15 protein-coding genes are annotated in these 16,172 nt (G+C 67.6%); 6 read left to right on the top strand and 9 right to left on the bottom strand.

Going from position 1 to position 16,172, the window contains the following annotated elements; translation table 11 throughout:
- Positions 1-56: 56 nt before the first annotated feature.
- The 9 genes from RTX79_RS10055 to RTX79_RS10015 all read right to left on the bottom strand — a co-directional run bounded on the left by RTX79_RS10055 (position 57) and on the right by RTX79_RS10015 (position 9,676).
- Positions 57-1,187 carry a GDSL-type esterase/lipase family protein gene (locus RTX79_RS10055; protein WP_428695986.1) on the bottom strand — a complete coding sequence of 377 codons (1,131 nt, stop codon included), beginning with the start codon at positions 1,185-1,187 and terminating at the stop codon, positions 57-59.
- A 176-nt stretch (positions 1,188-1,363) separates the two neighbouring features.
- The gene (gene kduD, locus RTX79_RS10050; protein WP_312683512.1) at positions 1,364-2,119 is read right to left on the bottom strand and encodes a 2-dehydro-3-deoxy-D-gluconate 5-dehydrogenase KduD; all 756 of its coding nucleotides are present in this window, start codon (positions 2,117-2,119) and stop codon (positions 1,364-1,366) included.
- 84 nt (positions 2,120-2,203) lie between these two features.
- Positions 2,204-3,052 carry a 5-dehydro-4-deoxy-D-glucuronate isomerase gene (kduI, locus tag RTX79_RS10045; protein WP_123699973.1) on the bottom strand — a complete coding sequence of 283 codons (849 nt, stop codon included), beginning with the start codon at positions 3,050-3,052 and terminating at the stop codon, positions 2,204-2,206.
- 135 nt (positions 3,053-3,187) lie between these two features.
- Entirely contained in the window at positions 3,188-4,249 is a 1,062-nt protein-coding gene (locus tag RTX79_RS10040) for a LacI family DNA-binding transcriptional regulator (RefSeq protein ID WP_057508991.1), read from the bottom strand.
- Between the two features lie 39 nt (positions 4,250-4,288).
- Positions 4,289-5,878 (bottom strand): family 43 glycosylhydrolase, encoded by a 1,590-nt coding sequence (locus RTX79_RS10035; protein ID WP_312683510.1) that lies wholly within the window; start codon positions 5,876-5,878, stop codon positions 4,289-4,291.
- Between the two features lie 97 nt (positions 5,879-5,975).
- A complete protein-coding gene (locus RTX79_RS10030; RefSeq protein ID WP_057508993.1) occupies positions 5,976-7,259 on the bottom strand; it encodes a TRAP transporter large permease in 1,284 nt (427 codons plus the stop codon).
- Positions 7,260-7,261: 2 nt separating this feature from the next.
- Positions 7,262-7,807 (bottom strand): TRAP transporter small permease, encoded by a 546-nt coding sequence (locus RTX79_RS10025; RefSeq protein WP_057508994.1) that lies wholly within the window; start codon positions 7,805-7,807, stop codon positions 7,262-7,264.
- Positions 7,808-7,818: 11 nt separating this feature from the next.
- Positions 7,819-8,820, bottom strand: a complete 1,002-nt coding sequence (locus RTX79_RS10020; protein ID WP_312683506.1) for a TRAP transporter substrate-binding protein — start codon at positions 8,818-8,820, stop codon at positions 7,819-7,821.
- Between the two features lie 37 nt (positions 8,821-8,857).
- Positions 8,858-9,676 (bottom strand): 2-keto-4-pentenoate hydratase, encoded by an 819-nt coding sequence (locus tag RTX79_RS10015; RefSeq protein ID WP_057508995.1) that lies wholly within the window; start codon positions 9,674-9,676, stop codon positions 8,858-8,860.
- A 178-nt stretch (positions 9,677-9,854) separates the two neighbouring features.
- On the opposite strand from RTX79_RS10015, the gene RTX79_RS10010 reads away from it, so the two are divergent.
- From RTX79_RS10010 to RTX79_RS09985, 6 genes are all read left to right on the top strand, one after another.
- The gene (locus tag RTX79_RS10010; protein ID WP_312683504.1) at positions 9,855-10,874 is read left to right on the top strand and encodes an alpha/beta hydrolase; all 1,020 of its coding nucleotides are present in this window, start codon (positions 9,855-9,857) and stop codon (positions 10,872-10,874) included.
- Complete coding sequence (locus RTX79_RS10005) at positions 10,871-12,496, top strand: carboxylesterase/lipase family protein (protein ID WP_312683503.1); 1,626 nt, start codon at positions 10,871-10,873, stop codon at positions 12,494-12,496. The genes RTX79_RS10010 and RTX79_RS10005 overlap by 4 nt, the downstream gene beginning before the upstream one ends.
- A 79-nt stretch (positions 12,497-12,575) precedes the next feature.
- The gene (locus RTX79_RS10000) at positions 12,576-13,601 is read left to right on the top strand and encodes a glycoside hydrolase family 43 protein (RefSeq protein WP_428695989.1); all 1,026 of its coding nucleotides are present in this window, start codon (positions 12,576-12,578) and stop codon (positions 13,599-13,601) included.
- 18 nt (positions 13,602-13,619) lie between these two features.
- Positions 13,620-14,474, top strand: a complete 855-nt coding sequence (locus tag RTX79_RS09995) for a rhamnogalacturonan acetylesterase (RefSeq protein ID WP_312683502.1) — start codon at positions 13,620-13,622, stop codon at positions 14,472-14,474.
- A 128-nt stretch (positions 14,475-14,602) separates the two neighbouring features.
- Positions 14,603-15,187 carry a cysteine dioxygenase family protein gene (locus tag RTX79_RS09990; protein WP_057508999.1) on the top strand — a complete coding sequence of 195 codons (585 nt, stop codon included), beginning with the start codon at positions 14,603-14,605 and terminating at the stop codon, positions 15,185-15,187.
- A 156-nt stretch (positions 15,188-15,343) separates the two neighbouring features.
- On the top strand, positions 15,344-16,156 hold the full coding sequence (locus RTX79_RS09985) for a hypothetical protein (RefSeq protein WP_312683500.1): 813 nt from the start codon (positions 15,344-15,346) through the stop codon (positions 16,154-16,156).
- Positions 16,157-16,172 lie beyond the last annotated feature (16 nt).

Genomic DNA, 16,172 nt, shown 5'->3' with positions numbered 1-16,172 from the left:
GCCTACGCAACGCTCGCCAACCCTGGATCGTCGCTACCGGGCATCGGTCGGGGACGTCAGCGTGGATACGCCAGCAGCAGCACCAGGTCCTCATCACCCACCTGCTGCAGCGCATGCATGCTGCCTGCGCGGGTCAGCAGCGCGTGGCCTGCGCGTACGTCATGCTGCTTCCCGTCCAGCACGTAACTGCCCTGCCCGCTGACGATGTAGTAGATCTCGTCCTTGTGCTGCGGGTGCAGGCCGATGCCGGCGCCCTTGTGCAGCACCCGCTTGCGCAGCACGAACGGCAGGCCTTCGGCATCGGCGAAGAACGGATACGCGGTGGTCGGGCCGGCGCCGCCATGGGGTCCTGGCTGCGCGCGTGCGATGGCATCTTCATGCACTACCCGCGAACCGAAGCGGTCAGGTTCCTTTGCCCGGCGGAAAATGGAATCCGCCCCCTCCCGCTGCGTGCCGCGCACGTCACAGTCGATGTCACGCACCAGTGCCGGCTTCACTGTCGGCTGCAGTTCGGCCCAGTCGCGCAGCACCAGGCAGGCGACCGCATTCGCACCGGCCGTGCTGAAATGAGTGCCATCGGCCTTCTGCTGGTCCGGCACGAACAGGAAGTACGGCTTGGCGCCCTGCTCGCCCAGCGCGCGGATCCAGCGCGTGGAACGGTCGTTGAGGTCGATCAGCGCGATGTCCTCGCGCGCGGCCAGCTGCTTCATGGCCAGGGTGTAGACCCCGTGCGTGTCCAGCAGCGAGCCGAAGTCGTACAGCAGGCGTGCCACCGGAGTGACCAGGACCGGCGTGGCGCCCGTGTCGCGTGCCAGCTGCACGTAGCGCATCAGGAAGGTGGCGTAGTCACCGGCAGGATCGGTGTAGCGCGTGGGGTCTTCGAACTTCGCATCGTTGTGGCCGAACTGGATCAGCAGCACATCGCCCTTGCGCAGCTCGCCGGCGATGGCGTCCAGCCGTCCTTCGGCGATGAAACTGCGCGTGCTGCGCCCTCCCTTGGCGTGGTTGCGCACCTCGATGCGCGCCGGGTCCAGGTAGCTCTGCAGCATCTGCCCCCAGCCCGCCTGCGGCGCCCGCTCCGGCCCGTATTCGGCCGCCGTGGAATCCCCGGCAATGAACACCCGCTGCGGCGCCGCGTGTGCGGTAGCGCTGGTCAACAGCGAGAACAGCAGCATCAGGCGCAGCATGGTCTGGCTCCTTGGCATGCGTTACCGGCCAGGGCCGGCACTACCGGGATGAATCTGGAGGAGAGCCCCCTGAGTCAGGGGGCGACCGCGAAGCGGTGGGGGTCTGGAAGCAAGGTGACGCGGGGCCCGCGGTTTGCAACGCGAACCGGGGGAGCGCCAGCGCGAATGCGATGGTGTTACCGCGCCAGCCAGCCCCCATCGACCGGCAGTACCGCGCCATTGACGTAGTCCGACGCCGACGAGGCCAGGAACACCGCCGCACCGGCCAGGTCTTCCGGGTTACCCCAGCGTGCGGCCGGAATGCGCTCCAGGATCGACTTGTTGCGGTCTGCATCGGCGCGCAGGGCGGCGGTATTGTCCGTCGCCATGTAACCCGGGGCGATCGCATTGACGTTGATGCCCTTGCCGGCCCATTCGTTGGCCAGCAGGCGGGTGATGCCGGCGATGCCGCTCTTGCTGGCGGTATAGGACGGCACGCGTACGCCGCCCTGGAAGGACAGCATCGAAGCGATGTTGATGATCTTGCCGTGGCCCTGGGCGATGAAATGCCGGCCGGCCGCCTGCGAAATGAAGAACGCGGACTTGATGTTGACGTTCATCACGTCGTCCCAGTCCTGCTCGGTGAAGTCGACCGCGTCGGCGCGACGGATCAGCCCGGCGTTGTTGACCAGGATGTCCAGGCCCCCGAGGCCGTCGATGGTTTCGCGCACTACGCGCTCGACCGGCTCGATGCTGACCAGGTTGGCTTCGATGGCCAGGCAGCGGCGGCCCAGCGCGGTGATCTTCGCCACGGTGTCGGTGGGCGGTGCGATGCCGGCCACGGCCACGTCGGCGCCTGCGGCAGCCAGTGCCACGGCGATACCCTGCCCCAGGCCGGTGTTGCCACCGGTGACCAGCGCGACCTTGCCTTCCAGACTGAACGGATTAGCCATTGATGCATTCCTTGTGGATACGTGCGTTGGTCGCACGAGGGACGGACCGCCGCCGGCGCGGCGGCCGGCGGCGTTGCTGATGCCTTACTTGAGCTGGCAGATGTCCAGCACGTGCATGTCGGTGTAATCCAGATTCTCGCCGCCCATCGCCCAGATGAAAGCGTAGTTGCTGGTGCCGGCGCCCATGTGGATCGACCACGGCGGCGACACCACCGCTTCGTTGTTCTGGATCACGATGTGGCGCTGCGCTTCGGGCTCGCCCATGAAGTGGTACACGCGATCGTTCTGGCCCAGGTCGAAGTAGAAATACACTTCGCTGCGGCGGTCGTGCAGGTGCGGCGGCATGGTGTTCCAGACGCTGCCCGGCTTCAGCACGGTCAGGCCCAGCAGCAGCTGCGAGGACTGGCAGGTGGCCGGCACGATGTACTGGTAGATGGTGCGTTCGTTGCTGGTTTCCAGCGCGCCACGGTCCAGTGCCACGGCGTCCTTGATCGACAGCGCCTTGGTCTCGAAACGCGCGTGCGCCGGGGTCGAGGCCAGGTAGAACTGCGCCGGGTTGGCGGCATCGTCCGAAGCGAACACCACGTCTTCGCTGCCCATGGCCACGTACAGGCCATCCTTCGGGCCCAGGGTGAAGACGGTGCCGTCGACGGTGATGGTGCCGCTGCCGCTGCCGACGTTGATCACGCCCAGCTCGCGACGTTCCAGGAAGGCGTGGCCGGCGGCCGAGGCCGGTTCGGTCTGCTTGGGCAGCGAAACCGGGCCGTTGACCGGTGCCGCGCCGCCGAGCACGAAGCGCTCGTAGTGGGTGTACTTCAGGGTCACCGCATCGGCGTTGAACAGGCCATCGAGCAGGTACAGGTCGCGCAGGTCGTCATTGCTGGCGCCCTTGATGGCATCGGGATGGGTGGCGTAATGGGTCTTGCAGTACATGGCTTCTCCAGAGCAGGGGACGGGCCGATGACTCGGCGCCGGCGCGGTGTGGCGGCCATTCTAGCGGCCTTGGACACCGGTGTCATTTTGCACCGCAAGGTGCCGTTCCGGCATTGCGGGACGGGGGTTTTCGGCTTATTCGTCCTGCGGCGGCTGGCAGGAATCGCGCACGATCAGGTGCGGGCGCACGCTGGCGATCTGCATCGTCGGCTGGCCATCGGGCTGGATCAGCATCGCCGCAGCGGTGCGTCCGGTATCGCGCGTGTGCCGCCGTACCGACGTCAGCGACGGCCACAGGCGCGAGGCCAGCGGGCTGTCGTCGTAGCCGATGATCGACAGTTCGCGCGGGATGTTGATGCCTGCGCGCAGCGCGACCTTGTAGATACCGGCGGCCATTTCATCGTTGCCGGTGAAGATGGCGGTCGGGCGCTTCTTGCCCAGCAGCAGCTTTTCCGCAGCGGCCACGCCGGATTCGAAGGTGTAACCGGCTTCGACGATGCGGTCCTTGGGCAGCTCGATGCCGCGCTTGGCCAGCGCTTCGATGAAGCCGGAGGTGCGTTCATGGGCCGAACGGTAGGCACTCGGGCCGGTCACCAGTGCGATATCGCGATGGCCGAGCGACAGCAGGTAATCGGCCGCCTCGGCGGCGCCATCGCGATCATGGGTCACCACCATCTGCGAGGTTTCATCCAGCGGCAGCGAGGCGATGCGGGTGAAGCGGCAGCCGATCTCCTCCAGCGCATCGGCCAGCGCCTGGTCTTCGGACGCACGCGGTACCAGGATCACCCCATGCAGCTTCTGCTGCTGCACGAAGCGGCAGACGCCCTCGATATAGCCGGGGCTGCGGCTGTCGCAGGGATGCACCACCAGTTCGAAGCTGGACCCGCGCAGCGCGTCCAGTGCGCCGTACTGCATGTCCACGATGTACTGCGCGGTCGGGTTGTCGTACACCATCCCGATCAGGAACGAGCGCCGGAAGGCCAGCCCGCGCGCCAGCGGGTCGGGGGTGTAGCCGACCTCGCGCATCAGCGTTTCCACCTTCTCGCGCGTGTCCTTGCGCACCAGCGGGGAGTTGTTGATGATCCTTGAAACCGTTTTCTTCGACACCCCCGACAGCCGCGCGATGTCGTTGATCGTTGCCGCCTTGCCTTTCATTCCTGCCGGCTTGGCGGCATCGTTCGTGTTGCGCACTGACATGTCTTCGACTCGAGGGGTCCGGGGATTCTAGCCGCGCGCTCAGTCGAGCGCGCGGTAGCGGAAGTTGCGGAAGGTGACCGCACCGTCGCCGGCCGCGTACAGCGCCGGCTTCAGGGCCAGGAACTTGCCCGCCACATTGTGATGGTAACCGGACACTTCCATCTGAACCGGGTACTTCTCCCAGGTGCGGCCGTCGGTGCTGGAGTGGATGGTGACGATGTGGCGGTTGTTGGTCACCCGCAGCCACAGCTTGCCGCCGGTGCTGCTGGGGGTCAGGCGGGTGGGGCGCTCTTCACCGTAGCGGTGCATGATGAACTTCTCGCCATTGCTGCCAACGCCCACGTACAGGCGGTCGCTGTAGTACAGCAGGGCGCCGCCGACCGCGCCGGGGGCGACATCCATTTCCACCTCGAACTGGTAGGCCTTGTCACCGGCGATGGCGGTCAGCGGCGAGCTGTCGCGCGGGGTTTCGCCCTTGCCCTGCAGCACCAGCCCGTTGCCGCTGAAGCCCAGCCGCTTGTATTCGTCCTGCGCGGGGTTGAAGAACGACCACTGCGGACCGAGCCTGCTGCCGGTGAAGGCATCGGACAGGGCCATGCCGTGCTGGCCCACCGATTCGCCGGAGGGCTTGCGCAGCGGCTGGCCGAGATCGCCGCCCTTGGCCACGAACCAGCCATCGGCGGTCCATTCGATCGGCTCCAGCAACGCCTGGCGACCCAGCGTCCAATAGCCGTTCTCGTAGCCGTGGTACATCATCCACCAGCGGCCGTCGGTGCCTTCGATGACCGTGGCATGCCCGCGCGACCACCACGGCTCGGCAGCGGAGCGGGTGCGCATGATGGGGTTGTTCGGGGCGTTCACCCACGGTCCGTGGATCGAACGCGAGCGCGCGGTGATCACCATGTGCCCGGTCGGCGGGCCGGCGGTGCCGCCGACCGCAGTGGTCATGTAGTACCAGCCATCGCGGAAGTTGATCTTCGGGCCTTCCTGCGCGTACGCCTCCACGTCCCAGCTTTCCGGGTACTTCCAGCCGTCGTAGACGTGCTTGGGAGTGCCGACCACGCTCAGGCCGTCGTCGGCCAGCTGTACGTAATCGCCGCCACTCAGGAACAGGTAGCGCTTGCCGTCCTCGCCAACGGCGTGGCCCGGATCGATGTACTTCTCCAGCCCGATGTCGATCGGCTCGCTCCACGGACCCTTGATGTCATCGGCCCAGACCACGAAGTTGCTGCGCGTCTCGCCGGTGCGTGCCGGGAAGTAGATGTAGTAGCGACCTTCATGCTTGATGATGTCCGGTGCCCAGATCGCGCCGACATTCTTGGTGATGGCATGGCCCAGCGGCTGCCAGTTGACCAGGTCGCGCGAGTGCCACAGCGGCAGGCCGGGATAGGCATCGAACGAGGACAGGGTCAGGTAGTAGTCCTGGCCGTCCTTCAGCACCGACGGATCCGGACGGTCGCCGGCAAACACCGGGTTGAGGAACGTACCGTTGCCGAGATCGGCCTGGCGCTGGTTCTCGATCCCGCGTTTCCAGTTCGTCGCGGCCACCGGTTCGGCGGCAGCCACGGTCGATGTTGCCAGCAGCAGGCCACCGGCCAGCAGGATCTTCAACGTGTGCTTGAACTGCATCGTTTTCCCTCCCAGGAAACTCATGTAGGTGACGACCGTTGGTCGTCACGCTTGCTCGGACAGGTGACGACCCGGGCCGTCACGCCTTCTCCCCACATCACGCACGCAGCAGATGCGGCAGCCACAGCGACAGGCTGGGGAAGAAGGTCACGATCAGCAGCACGCCCAGTGCTGCGAACCAGAAGGGCCAGATGCTGCGCATGCTTTCGCCGACGCTGATCTTGCCGATGGCGGTACCGATGAAGAGCACCGAGCCCACCGGCGGCGTCACCAGGCCGAGGCCACCGGTCAGCACCAGCACCAGGCCGAAGTGGATCGGATCGATGCCATAGGCCTTGGCCACCGGCAGGAAGATCGGCGTGCAGATCAGGATCATCGGCGCCAGGTCCATGAAGGTACCCAGCAGCAGCAGCATCACCACGATCATCAACAGCACCATGAACTGGCTGTGCGCGAAGGACTGCAGGAAGTCCACCGCGGCCACCGGCACCTGAAGGAACGCCAGCAGCCAGCCGAACACGGCGGCGGTGGCGATCACGAACAGGATCACGCCGGTGCTGCGCGCGGCATGGATGACCGTGCCGAAGAACTCGCGCCACGGCAGCTGCCGGTACAGCACGGTGGTGACCAGCAACGCGTACACCACGGCGATGGCCGCGCTTTCCACGGCGGTGAAGATGCCGGCGCGGATGCCGACGAAGATCAGGGCCACCAGGCCCAGGCCGGGCAGGGCGGAGAAGATGCGCAGGGCCACCGCACGCCAGCCGGGGAAGACTTCCACGCCATAGCCACGACGACGCGCCACCACGTAGCCGGTGACCATCAGCGCCAGCGTCATCAGCAGCGCCGGCACGATGCCTGCAGCGAACAGATCGGCGATGGACAGGCCACCACCGGCCGCAGCCGAAAACAGGATCAGGTTGTGCGACGGCGGCACCAGCAGCGCCACCAGCGCGGCGGTGATGCTGACATTGACGGCGAAGTCGCGGTCGTAACCGCGCTTGACCATCTGCGGGATCATCGTGCCGCCCACTGCGGACACATCGGCGATGGCTGAACCGGACACGCCACCGAAGAACAGCGAGGACAGGATCGAGACCTGGCCGAGGCCGCCGCGCATGCGTCCCACCAGCGAGGAGGCCAGCGCGATCAGGCGTTCGGAGATGCCACCGCGCATCATGATCTCACCGGCGAAGATGAACAGTGGAATCGCGATCAACGATGCCGAGCCGGTACCGGCGGAGATCTGCTGCACCAGCACGATGCTGGGAATGTCCAGGTAGAGCAGGGTAGCCAGCGCGGCCGCCGCCAGCGCGTAGGCAACCGGCACGCCGAGCAGCAGCAGGCCGGCGAATACCAGGAAAAGCAGGGTAATGCCCATGTTCAACGATCTCCTTCAGCGTCTTCGACGGCGACCACCGCGAGCGGGAAATGGACCCGCCAGGCACGGTTGAGCGCGAACAGCACCATCAACGCCCCGCCCACCGACAGCGGCAGGTAGTTGATGCTCTGCGGCAGGTTGGCACCGGCGGCCTTGATGTCCAGGCCATCCATCAGCAGCACCATCGCGAACACGGCGAGGTATGCGCCAAGCACGCCGATCACCAGCTGCACGAAGGTATCCACCGCGCGACGCAGCCGCGGCCCCATGTACGCGGCCAGCAGGAAGAAGCCGAAGTGGCGGTTGGTGTGCACGCCGCAGGCAGCGCCCAGGCTCATCGCCGTGCTCAGCAGCAGCAGCGTCACCGGTTCGGTCCAGCTGGGCGAATCGTTGAGCACGTAGCGGGCGAATACCTGCCAGCCCTGCACCACCACCAGCCCCAGCAGGGCGGCCACGGCGATATAAATGGCGAAGTCGGCGATGCGGTCCAGCAGGCGCTGTCCTGCGCCGGGGGCGATCGGGGCAGTGCCCGTCGTCATGTCGGTCATGGCGGAGTTCCTCAGGCGAGATCGCGGATGCGGCTGACCATGGCGGCCAGCTCGGGCTGCTTCAGGTACTCCTGCAGCAGCGGATCAGCGGCCTTGCGGAAGGCCACCAGGTCCACCTCGTTGGTCTTGACGCCGAAGTCGACCACCGCCTTGCGCGCGGCATCTTCGGAAGCGTCCCACTGCTCGCGCATCACCTTCACCGAGGCGCGCGCCGTTTCCAGCAGCAGCTGGCGATCGTCCGGCCGCAGCTGGTCGAAGCTGGCGCGTGACATCAGCAGCACGTCCGGCGCGTACGAATGATCGCTCTGCGACCAGTAGTGCGCGGCCTCGAAATGCCGGCTGGAATGGAAGCTGCGCATGTTGTTTTCCGCACCGTCGATCATGTGCGTTTCCATGCCGGAGAACGTGTCGCCCAGCGACATCGGGGTCGGGTTGGCACCGAACAGGCGCATCAGCTGGATGAAGATGTCCGACGAGGCCACGCGCAGCTTCAGGCCGCGCAGGTCCTGCGGGGACACGATCGGATGCTTGGTGTTGTAGAAGCAGCGCGCGCCGGAATCGTAGATCGCCAGGCCGACCAGGTCGCGGCTTTCGAAGCCGCGCAGCACCGCGTCCGCCACGCCGCCGTCCAGTGCGGCGCGCATGTGCGACACCGAATCGAACACGTACGGCAGGCACAGCGCCTGGGTCAGCGGGAAGGCGTTGTTGAGCGCGCCGGAATACACCCGGGTGATGTCGATGGCACCGAAGCGGGCCATGTCGATCGCTTCGGATTCACGGCCCAGCTGCCCGGAGTGGTACTGCCGCAGGCGCAGGCGCCCGCCAGTCTCGCGTTCCAGCGTCTGGCCGATCCACTTCACCGCGGTCACGGTGGGATAGTCCGCCACATGCACATCGGTGGCGGTCAGCAGGTGGCCGCCGGCCACGCTGTCGCCCGCCTTGCTGCAGCCGATCAGCGCCGGCGCGGCAAGCGCGCCGAGGCTGGTGGCCAGGAAGTTTCTACGTGTGATCATCTGCGCCCTCCCGCGCGTGTTCACCAGGCGGCTGCGGTCATCCCGCAGCGACGGCCCGGCAGGCAATGTCTCCGAAACCCGCAAACCGCACCACTGCCGTCTGGCCTACGCGGATGTCATGGATACCGGTCGCGTTGCCGGTGGCGATCAGTTCACCGCGCTTGAGCGGGCGACCGCGCTTGGCCGAACGCGCCAGGGCGAAGGCGATCGCAGTGCGCAGGCCACCGGGCAGGCGGGTTGCGCCGCCGGTGCCGACCACTTCGCCTTCGATCAGCGTCTCGGCACGCAGTTCGCTGTCGTCGCGCGTCGTCCAGTCGGTGATTTCCGGTCCCAGCAGCAGGCCGTTGTTGTTGCCGAAATCGGACACCACCACCAGCGGGCCGAGGATGTTGATCGTGGCCAGCGGGCTGCTGGCCACTTCCACGCCGATGTACAGGCGGGCCGGCAGCGCTTCGGCCTGCTCGGGGGTCCACTCCAGCTGGTCGGCCGGCGCGTCTTCCAGCAGTTCGATCACGTACTCCGCTTCCACGGCCGCGAAACCGCCTTCGTAGACGGCGATGTCCAGCGTTGTTCCACCGGTAGCATTCTGCAGCCGATTGTTGAATATCGGGCCCAGCAGACGGTCATCGCCGGAGCTGTCGCGGCGCTCTTCGGCGATGTAGCCGACTTTCCAACCCACTACCTCATGCTCCCACTGGCTGATCGCCAGGTCCTGCACGTGGTAGGCGCTGACCAGGTCGGCGGGGATCTGGCCGGGGAAATCAGCCAGTGATGCGCCTGCGCGGCGCGCGCCGGTGAAAGCGCTGGCGATGGCGGCAGGATCGGCGGCGGCCGCCGGTGCGGTTGGCAGGTCCATGTTGCCGGGTTCGTTGCTCAAGGAGGCTCTCCCTTTGGCGTTGTTGCGCTGCGCATCGACAGCGTTCGGATGACGTGTATATGGTAAACCGGTGTCATCTGGCAATGTGCAGTGCGTCAGAAGGCACGAGGGGAGTGGCCGAGGGCCACCTGTCTGTCCATCCGGAGCCTTGTGCCGCATGAGATCCACGCTTTTTTCGCTGCTCTGTTCGTTATCCCTGGCCGCGTCCCCGGCGGTTGCCGCCGCTGCAGCGCAGCGCGCACCGCCGACGCCCGTTGCGGGGGCCACCGGGGCCACCGAGGCCGCCGGCGAACGCATCGCGTTGTGGCCGGGGGGCCACGTGCCCGGCGAGTCCACTCCCGCGCGCGGACTGCACGTCGTGGAGCGCAGCACCGACCCGGAGCGGCCTGATCGCTACGTCGATCAGGTCGACGCCCCGTGGCTGCTGGTGCACGCCCCGACACGGCCGAATGGCAAGGCGCTGCTGGTGGTTCCCGGCGGTGGCTACCAGCGGGTGGTGATCGACAAGGAAGGCACCGAACTGGTGCCGCAGTGGGTCGAGCGCAGCGGCTATACGCTGTTCGTGCTGCGCTATCGCCTGCCCGAACCCGGCCGCGACCGCCAGGCGGCGCTCGCCGACGCGCAGCGCGCGATGCGCGTGGTTCGTGCCGCAGCAGCGAGCCGCGGACTGGATGCCGAGGACATCGCGGTGATCGGCTTTTCGGCCGGCGGGCACGTCGCCGCGCGCCTGGCGACCGGCTTCGACAGCCCCGCTTACCCGGCGGCCGACGCGGCCGACCGGCTCAGCGCGCGGCCTTCGCGTGCGGTACTGGTATACCCGGTGATCGACATGGGCGCGCAGGCGCACAGCGGCTCCCGCCAGCGCCTGGTCGGGCAGGATGCGGACCCCGCCAGCGTGCATCGCTACTCGATGCAGGAGCAGGTGCGCGCGGACATGCCGCCCACCCTGCTGCTGCACGCGGCGGATGACCGCGTCGTCAGCGTCGACAACAGCCTGCTGATGGCGCGGGCGCTGGCCGCGGCGGGCGTGGAGCACGAACTGCACGTGTTCGCCCACGGTGGCCATGGCTTCGGCATGCGCGCCGCCGCGGGTTCGACCACGGCCCTGTGGCCGGAGATCGCGCAGCGCTGGCTGCACGCCCCTACCCGGATCCAGACCCCGGAGGGTCGCCCATGAATGATGACCGTGCCGACCTGCAACGCCGCCGCTTCCTGCGCGACAGTGCCCGCTGGGCATTCGCTGCCGCCGCCACATCCCTGCTGCCCACCGCAGTGGCGCAACCAGGCGTGCACGCCGACCAGCAGGTGCTGGCGCGGGTGCGCGGAGGGCGCGTGCGCGGCCAGCGCGAACACGGCACCTGCGTGTTCCGCGGGCTGCGCTATGGCGCCGACACGGCCGCCTACCGCTTCCAGCCACCGCGCCGCGAAGCGCCGTGGCGCGGCATCGCCGACGCCCTGGAGTACGGCGCGGCCGCGCCACAGGGTGGCGGCGAAGGGCCGGGCAGCGAAGACTGCCTGTTCCTCAATGTCTGGACGCCGGCGCTTGGCGACGGCGGCAAGCGGCCAATCCTGTTCTACATCCACGGCGGCGGCTTCAACAACGGCTCCGGCAGCGACCCGCTGTACGACGGCGGCGCGCTGTGCCGACGCGGCGATGTGGTGGTGGTGACGGTCAACCATCGCCTCAACCTGTTCGGCTACCTGTACCTGGGGGCACTCGGTGATCCGCGCATGGCCGCCTCGGGCAATGTCGGCCAGCTCGACCTGGTGCAGGCCCTGCACTGGGTGCGCGAACACGCCGCGGTGTTCGGTGGCGATGCGGACAACATCACCGTGTTCGGCCAGTCCGGCGGCGGGGCGAAGATCGCCACGTTGATGGCCATGCCCGCGGCCAAGGGCCTGTTCCAGCGCGCATGGACGATGAGTGGCCAGCAGGTCACCGCGGCCGGTCCGCGTGCCGCCGCGCAGCGTACCGCGATCGCCATGCAGGCCGCTGGCGCAAGCGATATCGAGGCGCTGCTGCGCCTTTCCCCAGCCGCGCTGCTGGCCGCCGGCAAGGCGCGCGATCCGTCGCGGATTGAAACCAGCGGGCTGTACGTGGGGCCGGTGCTGGATGATGCGGTACTGCCGGTGCACCCGTTCTTCCCCGAAGCGCCCGCGCAGTCCGCCCACATCCCGATGGTGATCGGCAACACGCGCGATGAAACCCGTGCGTTCCTCGGCAACGACCCGGCCAACCACGAACTCACCTGGGACAGCCTGCCGGCCAAGCTGGAACGCGAGCAGTACGTGGACCTGCGCCCGGAACGGGTGATCAAGGCCTATCGCCGCATGTACCCGCACTACACGCCGTCACAGGTGTTCTTCGCCGCCACCACCGCCGGCCGCTCTTGGCGCGGTGCAGTGGAGGAGCTGGAAGCGCGCGCGCGCCAGCACACCGGTGCGGCGCCCACCTGGGCCTACCAGCTTGACTGGGGCTCGCCGCTGGACGGCGGCAGGCTGGGCGCGTTCCACACGCTGGATATTCCGCTGGTGTTCGACAACACCGCCCGGCCCGGTGCACGCAGTGGCGATGGCGCGGAGGCACGCGGACTGGCGGCCACGATGAGCAGCGCACTGCTGCAGTTCGCCCGCCATGGCGACCCCAACCACACCGGGCTGGCGCACTGGGAACCGTATGGCCTGCCGCGCCGCCAGACCCTGCTGTTCGATGTACGCAGCACGCTGGCCGATGATCCGCGTGGCGGCGAGCGCGAGCTGTACCGACAGGCGCCGTTCCTGCAACGCGGTACGTTCTGATTCCTGCTGAAAGGAGCTGATGATGATGCATGTCCGACCCCGGCAGTACGCCGCGCATGGCGTGGTGCCACCCCTGCGCATGCTGCTGCTGATCCTCGGCATGGCCCCTGTGGTGGCGCTTGCCCAGGCCCGCTTCCGCGATGCGCCGCTGGTCGATTCGCCGTTCATCGCCGACCCGTCCGCGCACGTGTTCGACAACCGCATCTACGTGTACGGCTCACATGATATCCAGGCACCAGCGGCCGATGACCAGCCCGGCAAGGGCTTTGCGATGCGTGATTACCACGTGCTGTCGATGGACCGGATCGGGGCACCGGTCACCGTGCATCCGCTGGCGCTGGCACTGGAGGACGTACCGTGGGCGGCGCACCAGCTGTGGGCACCGGATGCGGCCTACAAGGCAGGACGTTACTTCCTGTATTTCCCGGCGAAGGACAAACAGGGCGTGTTCCGCATCGGCGTGGCGACCGGCACGCGTCCGCAAGGCCCGTTCACCGCCCAGCCGCAGCCGATGCAGCAGAGCTACAGCATCGATCCGGCCGTGTTCGCCGACGATGACGGTGCGCATTACCTGTACTTCGGCGGGATCCACGGCGGACAGTTGCAGCGTTGGACTGCACAGGGCTACGACGCCACCCTGGGGGACACCGACCTGGGCCAACCCGATGCACCGGCGCTGGCGCCGCGGGTGGCACGCCTGCGCGCGGACATGCTGGAGTTCGACGCCGCGCCGCGCGAGGTGCAGCTGCTGACCCCGGAGGGCACGCAGATCACCGGCGGCGACCTGCCGCGACGCTTCTTCGAAGCGGCGTGGGTGCACAAGCATGCAGGACGCTACTACTTCAGCTATTCCACCGGCGACAGCCACACCATCAGCTACGCGGTGGGCGATTCGCCGTGGGGACCGTTCACCTGGCGCGGGGTCATCCTGCTGCCGGTGCAGGGTTGGACCACGCACCATTCCATCGTGCAGGTGGACGGCCACTGGCAGTTGTTCTACCACGACACCCAGCTGAGCAACCGCACCCACCTGCGCAATGCAAAGGTCACCGGACTGGTGCACGAACCCGATGGCTCCATCCGCCCGATCAACCCTTTCCGCTGACGCCGAGGACTACCGCGCATGACCCGACACCGTTTCCTGTTGCTTGCCTTGGGCTGCTGCATCGCGCTGCCGGCGCTGGCCCAGACGCCCGCCGACCGGCCGGCGCCAACGCCGATCCGCGCCAGCAAGGTCATCCTGGTGGGCGATTCCACCACCGCCGTGCAGGGCGGGTGGGGGCCGCGGTTCTGCGCCGACCACCTGGTTTCGTTCGCGGCGTGCATCAACTTGGCGCGCGGCGGCCGCAGCACCTACAACTATCGCGCCGAAGGCTCATGGGCCGTGGTGGACGCGGAGATGCGCACACCGGGTTATGTGGCCACCTGGGTGCTGATCCAGTTCGGGCACAACGACCAGCCCGGCAAACCGGGACGTTCCACCGACCTGCAGCGGGAGTTCCCCGACAACCTGCGCCGTTACGTTGCCGAGGCACGGGCCGCCGGTGCGATACCGGTGCTGGTCACGCCGCTGACCCGGCGCCAGTTCGCCGACGGGAAGCTGATCGACGACCTCGGGCCGTGGGCGGACGCGGTACGCAGCGTTGCACGCGAACTGGACGTCCCGCTGGTCGACCTGCACGCGCGCAGCCGGCAGCTGGTGCAGGCGATGGGCCCGGTACTGGCGATGCAGCTGGCGCAGTCGCCTGCATCGCAGGAACAGGTCGCGGCCGCACTGACCGGCACTACCGTCGATGCCGCCCCTGGCAGCGCGGCTGGCAGCGCTGCGCAACGTGCGGTGCTGGAACCGATGGGGCAGGCCAAGCGCGCCTTCGACTACACCCACCTGGGCGACAAGGGCGCGGATGTGTTCGCCACGATCATGGCCGAAGAGCTTGCACGCAGCGTCCCCGCATTGCGTCCCCTGCTGCTGCCGTGACGTATTCAGCCCCTCCATTCGGGTTGCGCACCCCTTTATTGCAACCAAGGCGTACGGAAACAGGTGCTCTGCTCTGCCATTAACGCCGTGCAAACGTTCCGCAGACATCACTCGCCTAGACTGCAGGCATGGATCTGCACTTCACCCCACCGGCCTTCCGCGGGAAAGACCGCCTGATCACGGCACTGGATGCGGCGGTCGGGCAGGGCGATGCTGAAGGGATAACCCACGCGCTGCAGCACACGCTGCGGCAGGCGATCCATGATCCGGAGATCGAACTGCCGTCCTGCGTCCACCAGCCCCTGCAGGGCCGCTATGCACGCCGCGAACTGCACCGCAGCACGACGCTGGGCTACAGCGTGATCGCGATGTGCTGGGGGCCGGGGCAGGGCACCCCGCTGCACGACCACGATGCCATGTGGTGCGTGGAAGGGGTCTGGCGTGGCGACCTGCAGGTTACCCCCTATGCGCTGCTGGAACAGCGCGGCCCGCGCTGGCGGTTTGCGGCGCAGCCGGTGCTGTATGGCGAAACGGGCAGCGCCGGCAGCCTGATTCCTCCGCACGAATACCACACACTGCGCAACGCCAGCAGCCAGGACATCGCGGTATCGCTGCACGTCTACCAGGGTCCGATGGAGCGCAGCACCGTGTTCGATCCGCTCGGCGATGGCTGGTACCAGCCGCGCGTGCAGGAACTGGACCGCGACAGCTGACCGGCGCAGCAAGGACGGCCAGCGGCCGTCCCTACCTCAAGTGTCCCTGCCTCCGGCGGCGGCTGAGGTGTCCAGCCGATGATCGATTTCTGCAACCTCCCACCTCCTTGCGGTCTGTAGGATTTTTTACAGACACACGCAGGGAGTGAGAACGTTATGGATATCGCGCATTGCACACTGGACGGGGGCGATTACACCGCCGTCCGCTTCCAGCAGCTGCCGCCCGCCGACCTGGAAGCGAAGCGACGCAACCTGACCTGCGTGCGCTGCGGGCAGCAGGCGTTCTTCCGCAAGAAGGCCGCCAGTGGCCGCGCCGCCTGCTTCGGTGCGCGCCCCCACGCCCCCGGCTGCGGCATGGCCGCCGAAGATCATCTGCGCGTCGAGAGTGGGATCGGACCGGACGAGGCGATCACCCACAACACCGACGTGCTGGTGGTGGATCTCAACTTCGGTGCCGTGCAAGGCGCGCCGCACCTGCAGGACGACGGCCAGGCGGACCCCGGCCGGCGCGGCGGTCGGCACCTGCACGGCGACGGTCAACGCACGGCCCGCACGCACCGCAGGCTCAGCACGCTGCTCAAGCACCTGCGCAGCTCGGCAGCCTTCGGCGCCTCGGACCAGGCCATCGAGATCGGCGGGATCGAAGGCCGGACCCTGCGCGATTTCTTCGTCGAGTTTCCTGCCCTGCAGCCCCACCACTTTGATCGGCTGGCCGGCTGCTGGGGCCTGGTTACCGACGCAGGGGAGCGCGATGGCACCGTCTGGCTGAACTCCGGCGGACGCGGCGACATCAGCATTGGAATCCCGGGCTCCATCTGGCCCGAATTCAAGCGTCGCTTCCGCGTTGACGATCTCGAAGACCTGGCGGGCGCCTATGTGCTCGCGATCGGCACCCCGTCGCGCTCCCAGTACGGGAAGCGCTACCTGATCGTCGACGACATCGAGTTCGTCACCGCAAGCCTTGCCTGAGCGTGAAGGCGCGACG

This window comes from Stenotrophomonas chelatiphaga (genome assembly GCF_032054965.1).
Taxonomy (GTDB): Bacteria; Pseudomonadota; Gammaproteobacteria; order Xanthomonadales; family Xanthomonadaceae; genus Stenotrophomonas; species Stenotrophomonas chelatiphaga.
Note: the sequence above shows the minus strand (reverse complement) of the source record. Positions and strands in the feature narration are given on the sequence as shown.

Excerpts from the sequence above, each read along its gene's own strand:
- RTX79_RS10005 (WP_312683503.1), top strand. The coding sequence starts at position 10,871 with ATGAATGATGACCGTGCCGACCTGCAACGCCGCCGCTTCCTGCGCGAC.
- RTX79_RS10035 (WP_312683510.1), bottom strand. The coding sequence starts at position 5,878 with ATGCAGTTCAAGCACACGTTGAAGATCCTGCTGGCCGGTGGCCTGCTG.
- RTX79_RS10010 (WP_312683504.1), top strand. The coding sequence starts at position 9,855 with ATGAGATCCACGCTTTTTTCGCTGCTCTGTTCGTTATCCCTGGCCGCG.
- RTX79_RS10000 (WP_428695989.1), top strand. The coding sequence starts at position 12,576 with ATGCTGCTGCTGATCCTCGGCATGGCCCCTGTGGTGGCGCTTGCCCAG.
- RTX79_RS10025 (WP_057508994.1), bottom strand. The coding sequence starts at position 7,807 with ATGACCGACATGACGACGGGCACTGCCCCGATCGCCCCCGGCGCAGGA.
- RTX79_RS10015 (WP_057508995.1), bottom strand. The coding sequence starts at position 9,676 with ATGGACCTGCCAACCGCACCGGCGGCCGCCGCCGATCCTGCCGCCATC.
- RTX79_RS09985 (WP_312683500.1), top strand. The coding sequence starts at position 15,344 with ATGGATATCGCGCATTGCACACTGGACGGGGGCGATTACACCGCCGTC.
- kduI (WP_123699973.1), bottom strand. The coding sequence starts at position 3,052 with ATGTACTGCAAGACCCATTACGCCACCCATCCCGATGCCATCAAGGGC.
- RTX79_RS10040 (WP_057508991.1), bottom strand. The coding sequence starts at position 4,249 with ATGTCAGTGCGCAACACGAACGATGCCGCCAAGCCGGCAGGAATGAAA.
- RTX79_RS10020 (WP_312683506.1), bottom strand. The coding sequence starts at position 8,820 with ATGATCACACGTAGAAACTTCCTGGCCACCAGCCTCGGCGCGCTTGCC.
- kduD (WP_312683512.1), bottom strand. The coding sequence starts at position 2,119 with ATGGCTAATCCGTTCAGTCTGGAAGGCAAGGTCGCGCTGGTCACCGGT.
- RTX79_RS10030 (WP_057508993.1), bottom strand. The coding sequence starts at position 7,259 with ATGGGCATTACCCTGCTTTTCCTGGTATTCGCCGGCCTGCTGCTGCTC.
- RTX79_RS09990 (WP_057508999.1), top strand. The coding sequence starts at position 14,603 with ATGGATCTGCACTTCACCCCACCGGCCTTCCGCGGGAAAGACCGCCTG.
- RTX79_RS10055 (WP_428695986.1), bottom strand. The coding sequence starts at position 1,187 with ATGCTGCGCCTGATGCTGCTGTTCTCGCTGTTGACCAGCGCTACCGCA.
- RTX79_RS09995 (WP_312683502.1), top strand. The coding sequence starts at position 13,620 with ATGACCCGACACCGTTTCCTGTTGCTTGCCTTGGGCTGCTGCATCGCG.